This is a genomic window from Snodgrassella sp. W6238H11 (assembly GCF_016100525.1).
Lineage (GTDB): Bacteria > Pseudomonadota > Gammaproteobacteria > Burkholderiales > Neisseriaceae > Snodgrassella > Snodgrassella alvi.
The window spans coordinates 13,706-31,044 of record NZ_JACFSH010000008.1; the positions used below are offsets into that span (position 1 = coordinate 13,706).

The 17,339-nt window shown below is 42.1% G+C and carries 14 protein-coding genes; 8 read left to right on the forward strand and 6 right to left on the reverse strand.

Annotated elements, in window-relative coordinates:
* The first annotated feature begins 34 nt into the window (after positions 1–34).
* The 6 genes from fmt to metF all read left to right on the forward strand — a co-directional run bounded on the left by fmt (position 35) and on the right by metF (position 7,152).
* Positions 35–976, forward strand: coding sequence for a methionyl-tRNA formyltransferase (gene fmt, locus H3V00_RS10450; RefSeq protein WP_084550139.1), 942 nt, complete (start codon positions 35–37; stop codon positions 974–976).
* Positions 973–2,226, forward strand: a complete 1,254-nt coding sequence (gene rsmB, locus H3V00_RS10455; protein ID WP_198207999.1) for a 16S rRNA (cytosine(967)-C(5))-methyltransferase RsmB — start codon at positions 973–975, stop codon at positions 2,224–2,226. The genes fmt and rsmB overlap by 4 nt, the downstream gene beginning before the upstream one ends.
* Positions 2,192–2,788 (forward strand): DUF4390 domain-containing protein, encoded by a 597-nt coding sequence (locus H3V00_RS10460; RefSeq protein WP_084547518.1) that lies wholly within the window; start codon positions 2,192–2,194, stop codon positions 2,786–2,788. The genes rsmB and H3V00_RS10460 overlap by 35 nt, the downstream gene beginning before the upstream one ends.
* 5 nt (positions 2,789–2,793) lie before the next feature.
* Positions 2,794–4,896: a PAS domain-containing sensor histidine kinase gene (locus H3V00_RS10465; RefSeq protein ID WP_084564042.1), complete on the forward strand. Its 2,103-nt coding sequence runs from the start codon at positions 2,794–2,796 to the stop codon at positions 4,894–4,896.
* Positions 4,883–6,154: a sigma-54 dependent transcriptional regulator gene (locus tag H3V00_RS10470; RefSeq protein ID WP_025329800.1), complete on the forward strand. Its 1,272-nt coding sequence runs from the start codon at positions 4,883–4,885 to the stop codon at positions 6,152–6,154. The genes H3V00_RS10465 and H3V00_RS10470 overlap by 14 nt, the downstream gene beginning before the upstream one ends.
* A gap of 164 nt (positions 6,155–6,318) precedes the next feature.
* A complete protein-coding gene (metF, locus tag H3V00_RS10475; RefSeq protein ID WP_198208001.1) occupies positions 6,319–7,152 on the forward strand; it encodes a methylenetetrahydrofolate reductase [NAD(P)H] in 834 nt (277 codons plus the stop codon).
* A gap of 164 nt (positions 7,153–7,316) precedes the next feature.
* On the opposite strand, the gene H3V00_RS10480 is transcribed toward metF, so the two are convergent.
* The 3 genes from H3V00_RS10480 to H3V00_RS10490 all read right to left on the reverse strand — a co-directional run bounded on the left by H3V00_RS10480 (position 7,317) and on the right by H3V00_RS10490 (position 9,731).
* Positions 7,317–8,045 carry an amino acid ABC transporter ATP-binding protein gene (locus H3V00_RS10480; RefSeq protein WP_198208003.1) on the reverse strand — a complete coding sequence of 243 codons (729 nt, stop codon included), beginning with the start codon at positions 8,043–8,045 and terminating at the stop codon, positions 7,317–7,319.
* A gap of 37 nt (positions 8,046–8,082) precedes the next feature.
* Positions 8,083–8,868 carry a 16S rRNA (adenine(1518)-N(6)/adenine(1519)-N(6))-dimethyltransferase RsmA gene (gene rsmA / locus H3V00_RS10485; protein ID WP_041880532.1) on the reverse strand — a complete coding sequence of 262 codons (786 nt, stop codon included), beginning with the start codon at positions 8,866–8,868 and terminating at the stop codon, positions 8,083–8,085.
* A gap of 107 nt (positions 8,869–8,975) precedes the next feature.
* Complete coding sequence (locus H3V00_RS10490) at positions 8,976–9,731, reverse strand: peptidoglycan DD-metalloendopeptidase family protein (protein ID WP_232335991.1); 756 nt, start codon at positions 9,729–9,731, stop codon at positions 8,976–8,978.
* 207 nt (positions 9,732–9,938) lie between these two features.
* Here H3V00_RS10490 and H3V00_RS10495 point away from each other — a divergent pair, with 207 nt between their 5' ends.
* The gene (locus H3V00_RS10495) at positions 9,939–10,397 is read left to right on the forward strand and encodes an FxsA family protein (protein ID WP_025329795.1); all 459 of its coding nucleotides are present in this window, start codon (positions 9,939–9,941) and stop codon (positions 10,395–10,397) included.
* Positions 10,398–10,467: 70 nt separating this feature from the next.
* Here H3V00_RS10495 and lysS read toward each other — a convergent pair whose 3' ends face one another.
* Positions 10,468–11,991, reverse strand: a complete 1,524-nt coding sequence (lysS, locus tag H3V00_RS10500; RefSeq protein WP_198208005.1) for a lysine--tRNA ligase — start codon at positions 11,989–11,991, stop codon at positions 10,468–10,470.
* Between the two features lie 637 nt (positions 11,992–12,628).
* On the opposite strand from lysS, the gene pgl reads away from it, so the two are divergent.
* Positions 12,629–13,327 (forward strand): 6-phosphogluconolactonase, encoded by a 699-nt coding sequence (gene pgl / locus H3V00_RS10505; RefSeq protein ID WP_174830982.1) that lies wholly within the window; start codon positions 12,629–12,631, stop codon positions 13,325–13,327.
* Positions 13,328–13,372: 45 nt separating this feature from the next.
* Here the strand turns inward: pgl and H3V00_RS10510 are convergent, their stop codons facing one another.
* Together H3V00_RS10510 and H3V00_RS10515 are read right to left on the reverse strand one after the other, a co-directional pair.
* Positions 13,373–15,853 carry an autotransporter outer membrane beta-barrel domain-containing protein gene (locus H3V00_RS10510; protein ID WP_198208007.1) on the reverse strand — a complete coding sequence of 827 codons (2,481 nt, stop codon included), beginning with the start codon at positions 15,851–15,853 and terminating at the stop codon, positions 13,373–13,375.
* Positions 15,854–16,226: 373 nt separating this feature from the next.
* Positions 16,227–17,132: a triacylglycerol lipase gene (locus H3V00_RS10515; RefSeq protein WP_084552574.1), complete on the reverse strand. Its 906-nt coding sequence runs from the start codon at positions 17,130–17,132 to the stop codon at positions 16,227–16,229.
* Between the last annotated feature and the right edge of the window lie 207 nt (positions 17,133–17,339).

Below are 17,339 nucleotides of genomic sequence, written 5' to 3' on the forward strand. Positions count from 1 at the left end.
GCGATAGCTGTTATGCCTGTTGTGGATTTATTGCATGAAGCCTTCTGTTATTTTCGCCGGAACCCCTGATTTTGCTGCGGCTGCACTCAATGCTATTGTTGCAGCCGGTTTTAACGTGCCTCTGGTACTAACCCAGCCAGACCGCCCTAGCGGCCGCGGGTTAAAGTTACAACCCAGCGCAGTCAAAAAAGCAGCACTGACACACGGTCTTACCGTAATGCAGCCAACTACATTAAAAACGGCCGAAATTCAGGCGATATTGGAAAATCAGCAGGCTGATGTCATGGTTGTAGCTGCTTACGGGCTATTACTACCACAGGCAGTGCTTAACATTCCCAGATATGGCTGTCTCAATATTCATGCGTCTCTGTTGCCGCGCTGGCGTGGTGCCGCGCCGATTCAGCGTGCAATTGAAGCCGGCGATCACGAAACCGGGGTATGTATCATGCAAATGGATGCCGGTCTGGACACCGGCTCAGTAATCAGTCGTCATAAATATACGATTAAAACAGACGATACAGCGAGTGAAGTCCATGATGCATTAATGCAGCTGGGTGCTGATGCAATTGTTGCTGATTTACAACAAATTAACCAGCTACAGCCAATTCCACAAAGTGAAACAGGCGTTACTTATGCTCATAAATTAAGCAAAGCTGAAGCACAAATTAACTGGGCCCGGCCTGCTGCAGAAATTGTACGAAAAATTCGTGCTTTCAATCCAGTACCCGGAGCATGGACTGTCTGGCAGGATAAACCGCTTAAAATCCGGCGCGCTAAAATAGTTTCATACACAGGCATACCGGGAATGGTTTTACACAGTAATGAACATGAACTGATTGTAGCCTGTGGCAAAGACTCCATCAGTATTGAAGAAATTCAGAAAGCGGGTAGCAAAGCCATGTCTGTAACCGCATTCCAAGCCGGTAATATCTTGCAACAGGGTACATTACTCGCTTCAGCGGAGACTGATGCATGAGTATGGCTCGCGCCCAGCAATTAGCAGCAAATATCATCGGCGAAGTCCTAAACGGATGTAATCTCAATGAAATTCTGATTCAGGTAATACAGCAACATCCTGAGCTGTCAGCCTCTGACAGAGCTGCCTTGCAAGATCTTACTCATGGTAGCCTGCGTTATTTAGGTCTGTTGCAACAACTTGTACAGCAAATGACCACAGCTTCACCACCGGCAGATATTCGCCATCTTCTTATCATTGCTTTATACCAATTACATTTTACTCGCAATGCACATCATGCCGTTGTGAATGAAGCTGTGAATCATGCACGCCGATTGCACGGTGGTCGTTACCAGAAACTGGTTAATGCTCTGTTACGGCGCTTTCTACGCGAGCATGAGGACTTATTAGCCAATGCACTTAAACAGGATACAGCCCGTTTCAATCTGCCTGCATGGTGGTTAAACTATCTTAAAAAGCATTATCCTCAGCATTGGCATAATATGGTTACAGCAATGGCTCAGCATCCGCCTATGACATTGCGAGTTAATCGTCGCTATACTGATGCTGAGCAATATCAAACCAAACTGGCCGCAGCCGGTATACCAGCCAGAATTCTCGATACACACAGCATTATGCTGCAACAGGCAGTAGCCGTATCAAAGCTACCGGATTTCGCTTCAGGACATGTGTCTGTACAGGATTTTGGGGCTCAGCAAGCCATTCCTTTGCTCAATCCGCAATCCGGTGAGCGCATTCTGGATGCATGTGCTGCACCGGGTGGTAAAACAGGACATATGCTTGAATGGGCAGACTGCGATGTAACGGCACTGGATATAGATTCACAGCGTCTTGAGCGCGTACAGGAGAATCTGCAACGCCTGCATCAGCAGGCACATTTGCAATGTGCCGACGCAAAAGATCTGCACTCATGGTATGATGGCAACACTTTTGATGCCATTCTTGCTGATGTTCCCTGTACGGCTTCAGGTGTAGTAAAACGTCATCCTGACATCAAATGGTTACGTCAGCCTCAGGACGGACAAAAAACTGCACTACAGCAGGAAGCTTTACTGGATAATCTGTGGCTTACTTTAAAATCAGGTGGGCGCCTGCTTCTGGCCACCTGTTCGATTTTTACAGAAGAAAACCAGCAACAAGTAACCCGTTTTTTAACCCGACATGCGGATGCCCGCGAGCGTCTCTCACGTATTTTATTACCGAACAGCAGACAAGATGGCTTTTTTTACGCGCTTATCGATAAAATCTAGTCTACTTTTTACCTGTCTCCTCTGCCTGAGCATTACTGCAGCACTGGCCGAAGGCATAAGCACCACCCGTGCTCAGGCTAATATTACCAGTAATGGTCAGCTTTCCATCAATACACGTTTTAATACCCAGCTGCCCGACCAACTGAAACAGGCTCTGACTCAGGGCGTACCATTAAATTTTGATCTGAACTATCAGTTAACAGCTCCCACGCTCGCTTCTTACCGTAATCGGATTAATAACCTGATTGGCGGTGATAACCTTATACAGTACAAACTCGCTTATCACCCTCTGACTAACCGCTACCGTGTCAGCATGGGTTCCACGTTCTCTACCGAATACAACAGCCTTGATACCGCACTTAGAGCCGTTGGTGCTGTAGCCAACTGGCGTGTCCTGAGCAATGGCACACTCAGTGGTGTCTCTGCGAATGAAGTGCGTGCTGATGTTCGCCTTAGTCTGAGTATCAGCCAGTTACCCAAGCCATTTCAGATTAATGCACTCACTTCCCATAGCTGGCAATTGGATTCCGGCTGGCATCGTCTAGTCATTAACGCGGACTGACCACAATGAGACGGCTGATTCTGGTCATGGCAGTACTCTGTGTAGTGACCCTGTATGTTCTGGCTGTCGCTACCGGCAACACTAATGTTTTCTCAAAATATTTCTGGTTTGCTTTTGGATTTGCCTCACTACTGGTACTGGCACTGATGCTGATGGCCGGTTCTTATTGGTGGAAATTGCTGCAAAGCCGGCACAGACAGGAGTTCGGTTCCAAAATTGCATTGCGTCTGGCTTCCATGTTTACCCTGGTAGCTGTATTACCCGGCTTATTTCTGTTCGGAGTATCCGCACAGTTTATCTCACACAGTATTCATTCGTGGTTTGGTAACGATACAGAAGAAGCACTAAACCGCAGTATCAGCCTGAGTAAATCGGCTCTGGATTATGAGCTGGACAACACAGTTCGCCGGGCGGCCAATATTCAGATCGCCCTGATTGCAGCCACTGGTCTGGAACAACCACTAGTACCAGTTCTAGAAAAAAATGGCAAAAGCAGACAATTCAGTCAGTTAGATATTTATAATTTAAACAATAAACGGCTTGATGCCGAATATAATCCTCAGCACCTGTCTAATCCCGAACTTAACCCGAATCTGATTCAGCAGTTGCATAATTCAGGCTCTGTCCGTGAGATTGAAAGTATCAATAATATTCTTTATGCACAAGGCTGGCTGCTTTTACCCGGACACAACAGCGATAAAGCCCTGTTTTTCCGCCAGCCAATTCCGGCCAAAGTAGCACGGGATGCAACTCTGATTGAAGCGGCACGGGCAAAATATGGAGAGCTGAGCTTTACTAAACAAAGTCTGCAAACCTTTTTTCTGGCTACTTTACTAATGGCTACCCTGCTGTCCATTATTCTGGCTCTGCTGGTAGCGTTATATTTTGCCCGGCAATTTGTTGCCCCTATTCTGTCACTTGCCGATGGTGCCCGTGCAGTGGCCAAAGGTGATCTGGACGTACAACAAACCATTTATCGCAATGATGAGCTGGGGAAATTAACCGGACTGTTTAATCACATGACAATACAGCTACGCCACTCACGTGAACAACAGGAAGCGGCCAGACATTATCTGGAACATATACTTAATAGTCTGACCACTGGTGTAGTTACCCTCAATCCAGAAGGATGCCTGATTACCTTTAATCAAATGGCGGAGAACATCCTTGGTCAGAATCTGAATCCGATACTCGGGCAAAATATCAGCCAGCTTACAGAACAAAGCCCGCAAACAGCAATGCTGGCTGATGTATTTCAGCAGATACTAACTACAGAATATCAGAACAAACCGGCGCAAATTACCTATAATCACAAAGATGAGGCTCTGATATTACTCGGGAAAGCTACACCTCTGCCTAAAGACAGCGGTGGCGGTACTGTACTGGTATTTGATGATGTTACAACTCTGGTAAGTGCTCAGAAAGAAGCAGCATGGGGTGAAGTTGCCCAACGACTGGCACATGAAATCCGTAACCCGCTGACACCAATTCAACTATCTGCCGAACGGCTAGCGTGGAAACTCAGTGATAAATTAAACGAAGCGGATAAACAAATTTTAAGCCGTGCTACTAATACCATTATCCGTCAGGTAGCAGCAATGAAAGATATGGTTGAGGCATTCCGCAATTATGCCCGTTCACCGGCATTAAAATTCACAAACCTTGATTTAAATGAACTAATACGCGAGGTTTTGGTACTTTATGAAGGTAGTAATTGTACATTTACAGTTAATTTGAGTAAGATAGTAATGAATGTTAACGCTGACAGCGGAGCTTTACGTCAGGTTATTCATAACTTGCTTAAAAATGCAGTAGAGGCAGCTGCAGCATCTGACTCTCCTGAAGTAAGCATACAAACTGAATTAAATAGCGAACATATTCTTTTCTACGTAAGTAATAATGGTAAAACATTTAGTCAGGAGATGTTATTACATGCATTTGACCCTTATGTAACAGACAAACCCGGTGGTACCGGACTGGGATTGCCGGTAGTAAAAAAAATCATTGAAGAACACGGCGGGCGGATCCAAATCAGTAATCAGAAAAACGGACTGGCTTGTGTCAAAATAACCTTACCATTACAGGTGAATAGAAATGCGAAGCAGTGATATTTTAATTGTTGATGATGAAATAGGTATCCGCGATTTATTATCGGAAATCTTGCAGGACGAAGGTTATACCGTCACCACAGCCGAAAATGCCGATACTGCCCGCCAACTACGCCAGCAAACACGCCCTGCGATGGTATTACTGGATATCTGGATGCCTGACTGCGATGGTATTACCTTACTTAAAGAATGGGCAAAATCCGGACAGTTAACTATGCCGGTAGTGATGATGAGCGGCCATGCCAGCATTGACACTGCCATAGAAGCCACAAAAATTGGCGCACTGGATTTTCTGGAAAAACCTATTTCCCTGCAAAAATTACTCAGTACTGTAGACCGTGCTTTAAAATACGGGCAAATGCAGGCTGCTTCCAATCTGACACTGGATAAGCTCGGTCACAGCCCTGCAATTAAAGAATTAAATCAGCAACTGGAACGTATAGCTAAATTCAGTACTCCGGTATTACTAACCGGTGAACTGGGCTCTCCTTTTGAACTGGTAGCACGCTCATTTCATAAAAGCTCAACTCCCTGGGTAGAACCGTCCAAAGTAGAACAAATCGTTGACGCTCCTATTGAATTATTGCAGAAAGCCACCGGTGGCATACTTTATCTGGGCGATATAGCCCAGTATGGTAAAAGTACCCAGCAAAGTATCGGTTTCATTCTGACTAAAGCAGACCGCTACAACGCTCGCATTATCTGCGTTTGCAGCAGGTCAATTAAAGAAATGATTACCGATCCGTTACAGGATAACAAGCTGCTTAATACCTTGTCATCACTAATTGTTGCTATTCCTCCGTTGCGTTCGCAGCTGGATGATATGGTATTTCTGGTGGAACAAATAACGACCGAACTGGCAGAAAGCCAGAAAATTCCGCCAGTAAAATTCACTACTGCTGCCTTGAATGAATTGCGTCAGTACGACTGGCCGGGTAATCTGGAACAGTTGCGCAGTGTTGTTAAAAGCCTGATGCTCACAGCAGAAAATAACGAAATTGACGTTAATGTTGTCAGTACTATTCTGAATCAGTTCAAACATAACCAGCCTCATGAAACCATGAATGGCTTCAATTTTGATCTGCCTCTGCGTGAACTGAGAGAGGATCTGGAACGACGCTATTTCGAATACCACATAGCTCAGGAAGGACATAACATGAGTAAAGTGGCTCAGAAAGTAGGGCTGGAACGAACTCATCTTTATCGCAAACTTAAACAGCTTGGTATTCAGTTTTCGCGCCGGCAGGCTGAAAAATAATTCAGATAAACCGGATAATAAATTCTCTGCAAATTTTATCATGAATTTTATTCATATTATTTAGCGGATTTTTCAAAGAAAATTTGCAATAAAACATTGATTGAGCATGTCTGAAACGTTATGGTTAGATATCTAACCATAACCTACGGAGAAACTGTTTAATCATGAGTTTTACCCAGTTGAGCTTTGAATTTTTTCCGCCGCGTACTGAAGAGGGACGGCGCAAACTGGCCACCACCCGCAAACAGTTAAGCCAATATCAACCTGAATATTTTTCATGTACTTATGGTGCAGGTGGAACTACACGAGCCGGTACATTGCAAACAATTACCGATATTATGAATGATGGAGTAGCAGCCGCTCCTCATCTGGCCTGTATTGGCGCCAGCCGTGAAGAAATGATGAGCCTGCTCCAAACCTACAAAGACATGGGCATCCGTCATATTGTAGCCTTACGTGGTGACGTTCCGTCTGGCGTGGGCTTCGGACATCAGGGACTGCGCTATGCAAATGAGCTGGTTGCTCTTATCCGCCAGGAGTTTGGTGACTGGTTTCATATTGAAATTGCTGCCTATCCGGAGTTTCACCCTCAATCACGCAGTGCTGAAGACGATATCAATCATTTTGTACGTAAATGTCAGGCCGGCGCCGATTCAGCAATTACCCAATATTTTTTCAATGCAGACAGTTATTTCTGGTTTGTGGACGAAGTACAAGGCAGAGGAATAGATATTCCCATTATTCCGGGAATAATGCCTATTGCCAGCTTTTCCAAATTGGCACGCTTTTCAGAAACCTGTGGCGCAGAGATTCCGCGCTGGTTACGCCTAAAACTTCAATCTTATGCAGATGATACAGCATCAATTAAAGCACTTGGGCTGGATGTAGTAACTGAAATGTGCGACCATTTACTTCAGCAGGGAGCACCCAGCCTGCATTTTTATACCCTGAATCAGGCCGGACTAGTATCGACTATATGTCAGCGATTAGGTTACTAAAACTGAATAATAAATAAAATTAAAATATAAATTTTTTTAATATAGTACAAATGAAATAAGCCCTTATCGTCTTAATGATAAGGGCTGTAAAATCTGATTATTTCTTTATCAGCGAAATTATATAATTGCCTAATTTAAATTAATCACAACAAAATAATTAATAGCTAATGAGTTAACAACTGATTAAGAAACTGCTGAGCTCTTTCATGTTGCGGACGCTGGAAAAATTCTTCCGGAGTAGCCTCTTCAACAATTTCACCATGATCAATAAATACTACCCGATCAGCTACTTCACGGGCAAAACCCATCTCATGCGTGACCACCATCATTGTCATACCACTAAGCGCCAGATCTTTCATAACTTTCAGCACTTCACCTATCATTTCCGGATCCAGAGCAGAAGTCGGCTCATCAAACAGCATTACTCTTGGCTCCATAGCCAGACCGCGGGCAATGGCGACCCGCTGTTGCTGCCCCCCCGACAACTGCTGCGAAAAAGCATCGCACTTATGCGCCAGCCCTACTTTAGCCAGCAGTTCCTTAGCTTTGGCTTCAGCCTGCGCGCGACTTTCTTTTTTCACCTTCATCGGTGACAAAATAATATTTTCCAGAACTGTAAGATGCGGATATAAATTAAAATGCTGAAATACAAAACCAACCTCAGTTCGTACCCGATTTAAATCAGCTTTCGGATCAGCAACATTAATTCCGTCAACCCAGATTTCACCCTGCTGGATTTTTTCCAGCTGATTTACAGTACGAATCAGCGTAGATTTACCGCTGCCAGAAGGACCGCATACCACTACCACCTCCCCCTGACTAACAGTCAGATTCACACCATTAATAACATGCAAATCTTTAAACCATTTATGGACATTCTTAAATTCAATCATGTATTCCCCACATCCTGTAACTGTCTGCATTAATCATTCAGACAGAAGCGCCATTGTGCAACAAATGATTACTTAATGCCACATAAAGCTCTGGCGTAACCCGTTCTGGCCGACTGCCGGGATCAATACCTACAGCCATCAATGCTGCATCATCTACAGATTCTTTCAGATTATTATGAATAGTTTTACGTCTCTGTTGAAAAGCCTGTTTGACCAATGCAGCAAAATGATTAAAATCCTCAGCAATACCAATGCGACCACACTGCGGAATCATTCGTACCACAGCTGAATCTACCTTTGGTGCAGGTATAAAGGCCTGAGGCGGCACATCAAGTAAATTTTCCATCTCAAAAAAATACTGCAACATAACACTTAAACGCCCGTAGTCATTACTGCCTGCTACTGCCACCATACGTTCAACCACTTCTTTTTGCAGCATAAAGTGCATATCTATAATATCATCAGCATACTGACCAAAACGAAATAACAACGGCGTGGAAATATTATACGGCAAGTTACCAACAATCTTTTTTTTACCGGGTACAGTATTAAAATCAAATTGTAGGACATCACCCTCATGAATTAATAGCTTTGATGCAAATGGCAGCGTACGTAATCGGGCTACAATATCACGATCAATCTCAATCACATGCAGTTTATTGACAGCCATAGCAAGAGGTTCCGTAATTGCGGCCAGACCCGGACCAATTTCAATTACCGTATCCTCAGGCTGAGGCCGAACCGCACGCACAATATCCTGAATAATACTTTTATCCTGCAGAAAATTCTGACCAAAACGTTTGCGGGCACGATGTTCTTTCATAATACTTCCTTCAATTTTGCCCAATTATAAAATAAAACCACCATTCTCAACTTACCAGACTAATCAGTACAACGTACCTGTTAACATCTGCTTTCAGTAGTCTGACGCTAATTTGACAGATAACGTAAAGGATTAACCGCCTTACTATTCACCCGAACCTCAAAATGCAGTTTTACACCAGTGGTTCCGCTATCTCCCATTGTTGCGATTGTCTGTCCGGCCTGAACTTTCTGCCCATTAACAACTTTCAGGGAATCATTGTACGCATAGGCCGTCATCGTACTGTTACTATGCTTAATCAGTACCAGTTTGCCATATCCACGCAGTTCCTCTCCGGCATACTCTACGATACCCGCTGCAGCTGCTTTAACCGGCGTACCACGGCTACCGGCAATATCAATACCCTTTTGCGTCTGACCATTAAATGTACTGATTACTTTGCCCTTCACCGGCCATCGCAAACGAATATCAGGAGCAGCTGTTGTAGTCGTTCCGGTATCCGGTTTAGGTGTAACACGACCAGGCTGTGGTTTTACTCCCGCAGAACCGCCTGATACAGAATTTGGTTTACGTACCCGAATCAACTGCCCCACTTCAATAGCATGAGGATTAGCCAGATGATTCCAGCGAACTAAAGTATTCACATCCTGATTAAATCGCAAACCAATGCGATATAACGTATCTCCGCGCTGTACCCGGTAATAACCATTTTGCGCTCTACCATTCATTACCGGCGCTTTAGCCGGATTATTATTGGCACAGCCGCCCAGCAACAAACAGCCGCCCAGCAACAAACAGCCGCCCAGCAACACACTTAAACCGGAACGCCATAATATTCCGCTCAATTTCCATATCTGTATCATTGATTTACCAAAATCTTAACAAGAATCTGTATAGCATAACTTGTTTAGCTAATCTTAGCTTGATATTAACATAGCTTTTCCCGCCTCATTGACTAGTAAGCCCCTCTTTTCAGACAGGCAGAGAAATCCATTTCACAACTGCTATATTGAATTCTTCGATCCTGCAACCATCTGTTAAAAATGTTATAGCTTAAAAGGGTAACTTACATGCGTTACATAGGTTGGGCATTACCGATACTGGCAGTACTGGAAGTCCTTTCCATTATTCTGGTTAGCAATCTGATTGGTGGCGGCTGGACACTGCTTATCATCTTACTGTCAATTGTCTGCGGTATTTTCATGCTGCGTAATATTGGCGTGTCCGGCTTATTTCTTGCAATGGCTACCATTCGTACTGGCAACAATGTATCGCTTTACCAGCTATTATGGCCAGTGCGCTACATATTCGCCTCCATCATGCTTATTAGCCCCGGATTTGTCTCAGATATATTTGCTGCCTTGTTATTACTACCTATTAGCGGCAAGCCTCTGACCGGCACAACCCAATCCTTCTCCCGTTCAACACAACCGGAACAGGGGGACATTATCGAGGGTGAGTACACTGTAGAAACCGATAACGAACAAACAGCTCACTCCGGCACACAATCAAATCTTCCGCATAAATAACCGAATAACAAAACCAAAAGCCGCACAGAATTAATCTGGCGGCTTTTAAATTACAGAAAGACGATTCTCACTACTCTAAACGCATTTGCGGAAACAGAATAACATCACGTATTGTTTGAGCATCTGTCAGCAGCATAATCAGACGATCCATGCCAATACCGCAGCCGCCGGTTGGCGGTAAACCATATTCCATAGCACGAATATAATCTGCATCGTAATGCATTGCTTCATCATCACCAGCATCCAGCTGTGCTACCTGAGCTTTGAAACGCGCAGCCTGATCTTCAGGATCATTTAATTCCGAATAGCCGTTAGCCAGTTCGCGTCCGACCACAAACAACTCGAAACGCTCAGTTAAACCCGGTTTAGTATCCGATGCACGTGCCAGTGGTGATACTTCTACCGGATAATCCACAATAAATGTAGGCTGCCATAATTGCGCTTCCGCGCACTCCTCAAATAAAGCCAGCTGCAAACTGCCCAGACCCTGAGCCATAGGTAAAGCTCCGCCCAGTTTTTTAATTTCAGCCTTCAGCCAGGCCTCATCCGTCAGCTGTTCATCCGTATACTGCGGATTAAAATGTTTAATTGCTTCCACAATAGTCATACGAGCAAACGGCTGGCTTAAATCTACCTCCTTACCGTTATAACTCACCACAGCACTGCCTGTTGCCTCAATAGCAGCAGCACGGATTACCTTTTCTGTCATGTCCATCATGCGCTGGTAATCACCATAAGCCTCATAGAATTCCATCATCGTGAATTCCGGATTATGGCGTGTACTCATGCCCTCATTGCGGAAATTACGGTTAATTTCAAACACACGCTCCAGACCACCCACAACCAGCCGTTTCAGATAAAGCTCAGGTGCCACACGTAAAAATAAATCCATATCCAGAGCATTATGATGCGTGACAAACGGCTTTGCTGTAGCTCCGCCCGGAATCGGATGCATCATCGGTGTTTCCACCTCCAGATAGCGCTCACTTACCATCACATTCCGTATTGCCTGAATAATCCGACTCCGTTTCACAAAAGTGTCACGCGTCTGCTCATTGGTTATCAAATCTACATAGCGCTGGCGATATTTCTGTTCCTGATCAGCTAAACCGTGAAACTTATCAGGTAATGGTCGCAAAGACTTAGTCAGCAGCCGCAGACCAGACACCCGTACCGTAAGCTCACCGTGATTGGTTTTCATCAGTTCACCTTCAGCACCCACAATATCACCCAAATCCCAGTGCTTGAATGTATCATGAACTTGCTCACCAACACCCTGATTGTTGATATACAGCTGAATACGGCCGGTCATATCCTGAATGGTCGCGAAGCTGGCTTTACCCATATGACGTTTCAGCATAATACGTCCGGCAACCTTTACCGGAATTGCCTTTTCTGCCAGCACATCCTTATCAAACTCATCATAAAGCTGATGCAAATCTCCGGCAAAAGCATCCCGTTTAAAATCATTTGGAAAAGCAATTCCCTCAGCACGAATCGCCGTCAACTTCTCACGGCGGTGTGCCATAATCTGGTTTTCATCCAGTTGTTCTTCTTGCGCGGCAGCTACCGGCGCATTCTGCTGTTCACTCATATGCATCCTCATACTATATGCAATTGTTATCAACAAACAACTGCCCGCCTGACACCATTGAGCATAGTATAAAATTCAGGCAATAAAAAATTAAAAATAACCGCCTATTTTAAGTCAAAACAGCCAGTTTGACATCTAAAACACCTGATTCAGTTATAGCAATCCCATATTGCCATAACAAATTTCTTTACCCAGCAGCAATAACTTAACACCATCCGGCAGCAAAAACTTTAAATATCATCCCAAAGAAATAAACTATTACCAAACTGTAACCAAAGCATATAAACCTGCCCGGGTAAATTAATGATAGCAACATCTCTGATATCAGCTAAACAGAAGAGCACACTTGAACATAAATTTATCAGCAGCAATCTATAAATAGCCAATATCGGATATATATTTCTTTATTATTTATTAAAATAGCATAAAAAATAACAATAAAATATTAACCGTCAGCCTGTACCATATCCAGTAGCACATACGAAAATACCAACAGTCTATTATTTGTTTTAACAACAATTACATTGAAATACAACTCATTAACCCATTACCAGCGAATAATAATTTTAATATTAAATTTAACAACCTTATCGCTGTATCACCAATAAAACCCAGATATATCTTTCAGGAGATGAACATGTATCAGTTACATCTTTATGACACACCTATTGCGATGAATACAGCTCTGGCTACAGCTATTATTGCCAACCTGCAAAATGCAATTAATCTGCGCAATTGCGCTTCTCTTGCCGTTTCAGGCGGTCCGACTCCGATAGAGCTGTTTCAGATACTAAGCAAAGCGCAACTGGCATGGGAGAAAGTTTATATTACTCTCGTGGACGAGCGCTGGGTTGATAAACACCACGAAGACAGCAACGAACGGCTGATTCATACCCATTTACTACAAAATAAAGCTAAAGCAGCACACTTTATCAGCCTAAAAACCGTAGCTGAAAATCCATATGATGGTGTAGATGAAATTCAGGCACGTCTGGAGCAACTATTACCCCTACCCATAGATGTACTGGTATTAGGTATGGGAGACGACGGGCATACTGCATCACTTTTTCCTCATGCTGAAAATCTATCCAAAGGCCTGGATATGCACTCCGAGAGAATGGTAATAGACATGAAACCCCTGACTGCACCGCATGATCGTATTTCCCTGACTTTACCGGTAATATTAAACAGTAAACATTTATATCTGCAACTTTCCGGCAAAAAACAACAACAGGTACTACAACAGGCACTGGCCGGAATCAATAGTAACGATATGCCAATCAGAGCTGTTCTGCATCAACAGAAACTGCCATTACAGATTTATCTGGCTCAATAAAAAATGCGCCGGGTAAAACCGGCGCATTGACAAAATTCAGCATAATTACCAGGAATAGCGATAATTAAAATTAATGCCGAATTTCTGCTCTGTATGCTGCCCGCTCGCATAATCAAGCTTGAAATCAGCGTGATTATTTGAATTAAAATCCACACCTAGCCCTGCTTCATACAGACCACTGTTACCAGCTCCGGTTATACGCATATTGCTATCATCAACAATAGCATGTCCCAGACTGTTTTTATCATGTAACCAGTAAGCACCTGCATACGGATGCAGATTCACCTTATTCAGTGCCAGAGTAGTTTTAACTGCCGCACCTAACTGACTACGAAAAAAAGTCGTACTCTTTGTATAATCATCACCGGATAAACGACCGGCAGTTATACCAGCTTTAGGTGTGATTACCAATTTATCAGAAAGGCTGAAATCTTTACCCGCATCAACACTCAGACTATTACTATGCCATGTAGCCTTATCCATTTTGTTGGCATTAGCTTTCAGATGGCTGTAACGATAAGCCGCATCGGCAAACCAGCCTGCTGTATTATACCAGCCGACATAAACACCAGTAGTAAGTGCTTTCAGATTACCGTCCTTATAATTACCATTAAAATCTACACTAGAATGCCCCTGCCCCACAAAAGCACCCAAATAAGTCTGATTACCGTCATTACCCAACGGTAACAAATGATCATAACCTAATTGCAAACTATATGATTTTTGCTTAAAACCAGAGGTAGTCAACCCATAGCTTGAGCCAGTACTGTCAAAATGATTATTGGTATAATTACTGTCCAACCACATATTATTAACATGTGACTCATTTTTCAGACTGTTGAAGCGTGCATTTAAAGGTTTTTGCATCTGATATACAAACTGGCTGGCCGCCTGACGCATACTGATAAGTGAATTGGCAAAATCACTGATTTCATGCCGAGGGCCATAATGACCGCCTCCGGCTGATGCGGCACCATTATCATTACTTAGAATCCAGTCATTTCCGTTCTGATGGAAGAAATAGCGATATCTGCCAATATCAACATAATTCTGAACCATAGAGAATGATCCGTCACCACCTTCAGACTCAACCAAAGTTATCTGAATATTCGGTTTTTTGGGCTGTTTACGACTATCTGCCACACTGATTTTATGTTCACCATGAACCTGACCATGAATTTTAATCTTATCAGATTGTCCATCGGCCAGACTGGTATTCATATTAAACAGACTATTGCTACCATTTAAATCGCCATTTATTGTCAGAGTTTTAAATTTACCACCCTGACTGAAAGAAACAACTGAATCATGAATATTCAGCTCATCCAGGACACTATCACCATTGATTGTCCATGAAGAACCATTATTCAGATTAAAAGTTATTTCAGGTGCCCGCTTCGGATCCTGATCAATATAAATACGTCCTGCCAATTGAGAATGATCCGCAGTTAAAGTAAATGGCTGTAATGCAGCAACCTGCTCATCTCCTATAGCATCATCATCCTCAGCATCTTCAACATAATAACGATGATCATTGACACCTAGTAAAGCATCCTGCCCGATTAACTTGCTGTCTTTAATTGTAAATGTATGTTTATCCGCTTCCGTCTGAGTAGTTGCCAGCATAATGCCAATACCTGACTTTATAGTACTATTTTTAACATTTACTTCACTTCCGTTATTCAGATAAAAACCTGAACTGAACGGATTAGTAAGATTTATTTCTGTGTTGCTAACATTGGCAACAGCATGATTCTCTGAACTCTGATTCACTATATCTATGCCAGAATTAATATATCCATCACCTTGTATTTTCATATTATTGACATTGACGAGTGCATTATTATTATCCGAAACTTCTATTGAAATTGCAGCTGAATAATCACTATCTTTACCTAACTTTATTTCTGAATCATGAATATTCGCTGTGCTGGCAGCTGTACCAGCCCCAGTAGCAGCAATATAATATGCATGAGAATGAGGAGCAGTGATTGTAAAATCAGCCTGTGAATCCAGATGTCCTCCGCTAAGTTCAATTCCTTTAATACCTCCGTCAAATTCTTTCGGCTGCCCCTGCAAGCTAAAATGAACACCCTTAGGCATCATAAACTGTGCAGTTCCCGTTTCTGATTCAAAACTGACACCTGTATGGTCTATATCCTCCCGATGATCTCCGTACTTTTTATTATTTAAATACGAGGTATCTATTGTAATTTCAGTATTTGGAGAAAATTCTGCCGTTAATGATTGTGCAGCATTATTTGATTCATGAATCCGGAACATCGACAAGTTATGACCTTCTTTTCCGTGAGCTTCGGTAAACAACTCTTTAAATTCACTCTCAGTAGGAATGCCATTATAATATTGATCAGCTGTAATAATAATCTTATTATTTTCCGGATCTGGCACCTTACATCCGTCTATAGCATGACAAGTATTAGCAGCTACACTATAAGCCGACAATGATCCCAGAACAACTAGCAGAATAGTTTTTAACTTTAATGGCGGGTGTATTGATTTCATCATATAAATTAACCTTTTAACACAAATAAAAAAATAATATCACAATATTTATAAATTAAGTTAATATTTGTTTATTAAAATTAAATTATTTTTTATCATATAATGAATTTAATTACACTCCTGCCTTAAAATTCTGTTGTATTAATTTATTCATTTAAATTATAAAGTGTATTCATAACTAAATATATTTATATAATGCATATATAATATAAATACCCACAATAGTTTTATATAAAAAAACTGAATCCTGCAAAAAACAGGATTCAGTACTTGTATACAGCCCTATTATTATAATTATCAGGCCGGGCAAGATAATTCAGATTTTTGTCAGAATGACATTTATTATTATTATTAAAATAAAACAGCTTCCCTCAGATTACAGCCCTTTAGATTGTAACCGTGCGGCATGATCCAGATAAATGCTTACAGGATCCGGTTTAGTAGGATGTGCACCAGCAATCTGATTAATTGCATCCAAATGATCCATCTGGTAATCAGAACCAATAACTTTACCCAGATGAGTGGCATAACGACCAACCAAACCATCATTTTGCTTACGTTCTTTTTTGAAGAACGCACCTAATGCTATAAGGATAGCATGGGATGGATCAACAGTATTCAAACCTTCATTAATTGCGTTTGACTTAATAATACCGCTCCAGGAATAATAATAAACACCATTAGTTTCCAGCTCTTTACCCTGACCACCCCATGTTTTTGGCAGACCTTGCGGATATTTTTTATTAAATGCATTAGTGCCTTCAGTTGACAGACTTTTCAGAGCACCTTCAAAATCCTGAGGTAATAAAGGTTTAGTACTTAATAAACTGATCAGTTTCATAAAAGACTCAACAATCAGATCAGCAGTAGCACCAACAAGCTTGCCTGAAAGGATATCCAGCATCAAATCTGCAATTTCAGAACCAAAATTTACACCGTTTACAGATGTTACAGAACCCACCAATTCCGGATGCAGTGCAGCAACATAACGGCAGGTAGGCGCACCCTGACTATGTCCGATCAGATTTACCTTTTGAGCACCAGTCTTTTTCAGAATATTTTTAACCTCAACCAGTAACTGTTCACCACGCTCTTCAGTCGTATTGGTAGCAGAAACAGCTGCAGTAAAAACTTCACATCCCAGTTTTCTCAGAGAATCAGCGATATTAAAAAAGTAGGGATATCCCATAATTCGGTCAAAACCAAAAAGACCATGTACAAGTACAAGTGGATATTTTGTTTTAACAGTAGTTTGTTTAGCTGGTTTTTTTAAATTTATCATTTAATTTTCCTCTTTGTTATTATATATTTTGAATAAATTATTATTTAATAAATAAGTACGATTCAGAAATAAAAGTTTAAAAATAAACTTTTCGGATAATCTATTTCTTCGAATAGTTTTATGCCAATCTCAACCGTGGAAGAATAATATCATTTCCAATCAAATAATGCAAAATAAATTTTTAAAATTATTTTATAAACATAATTA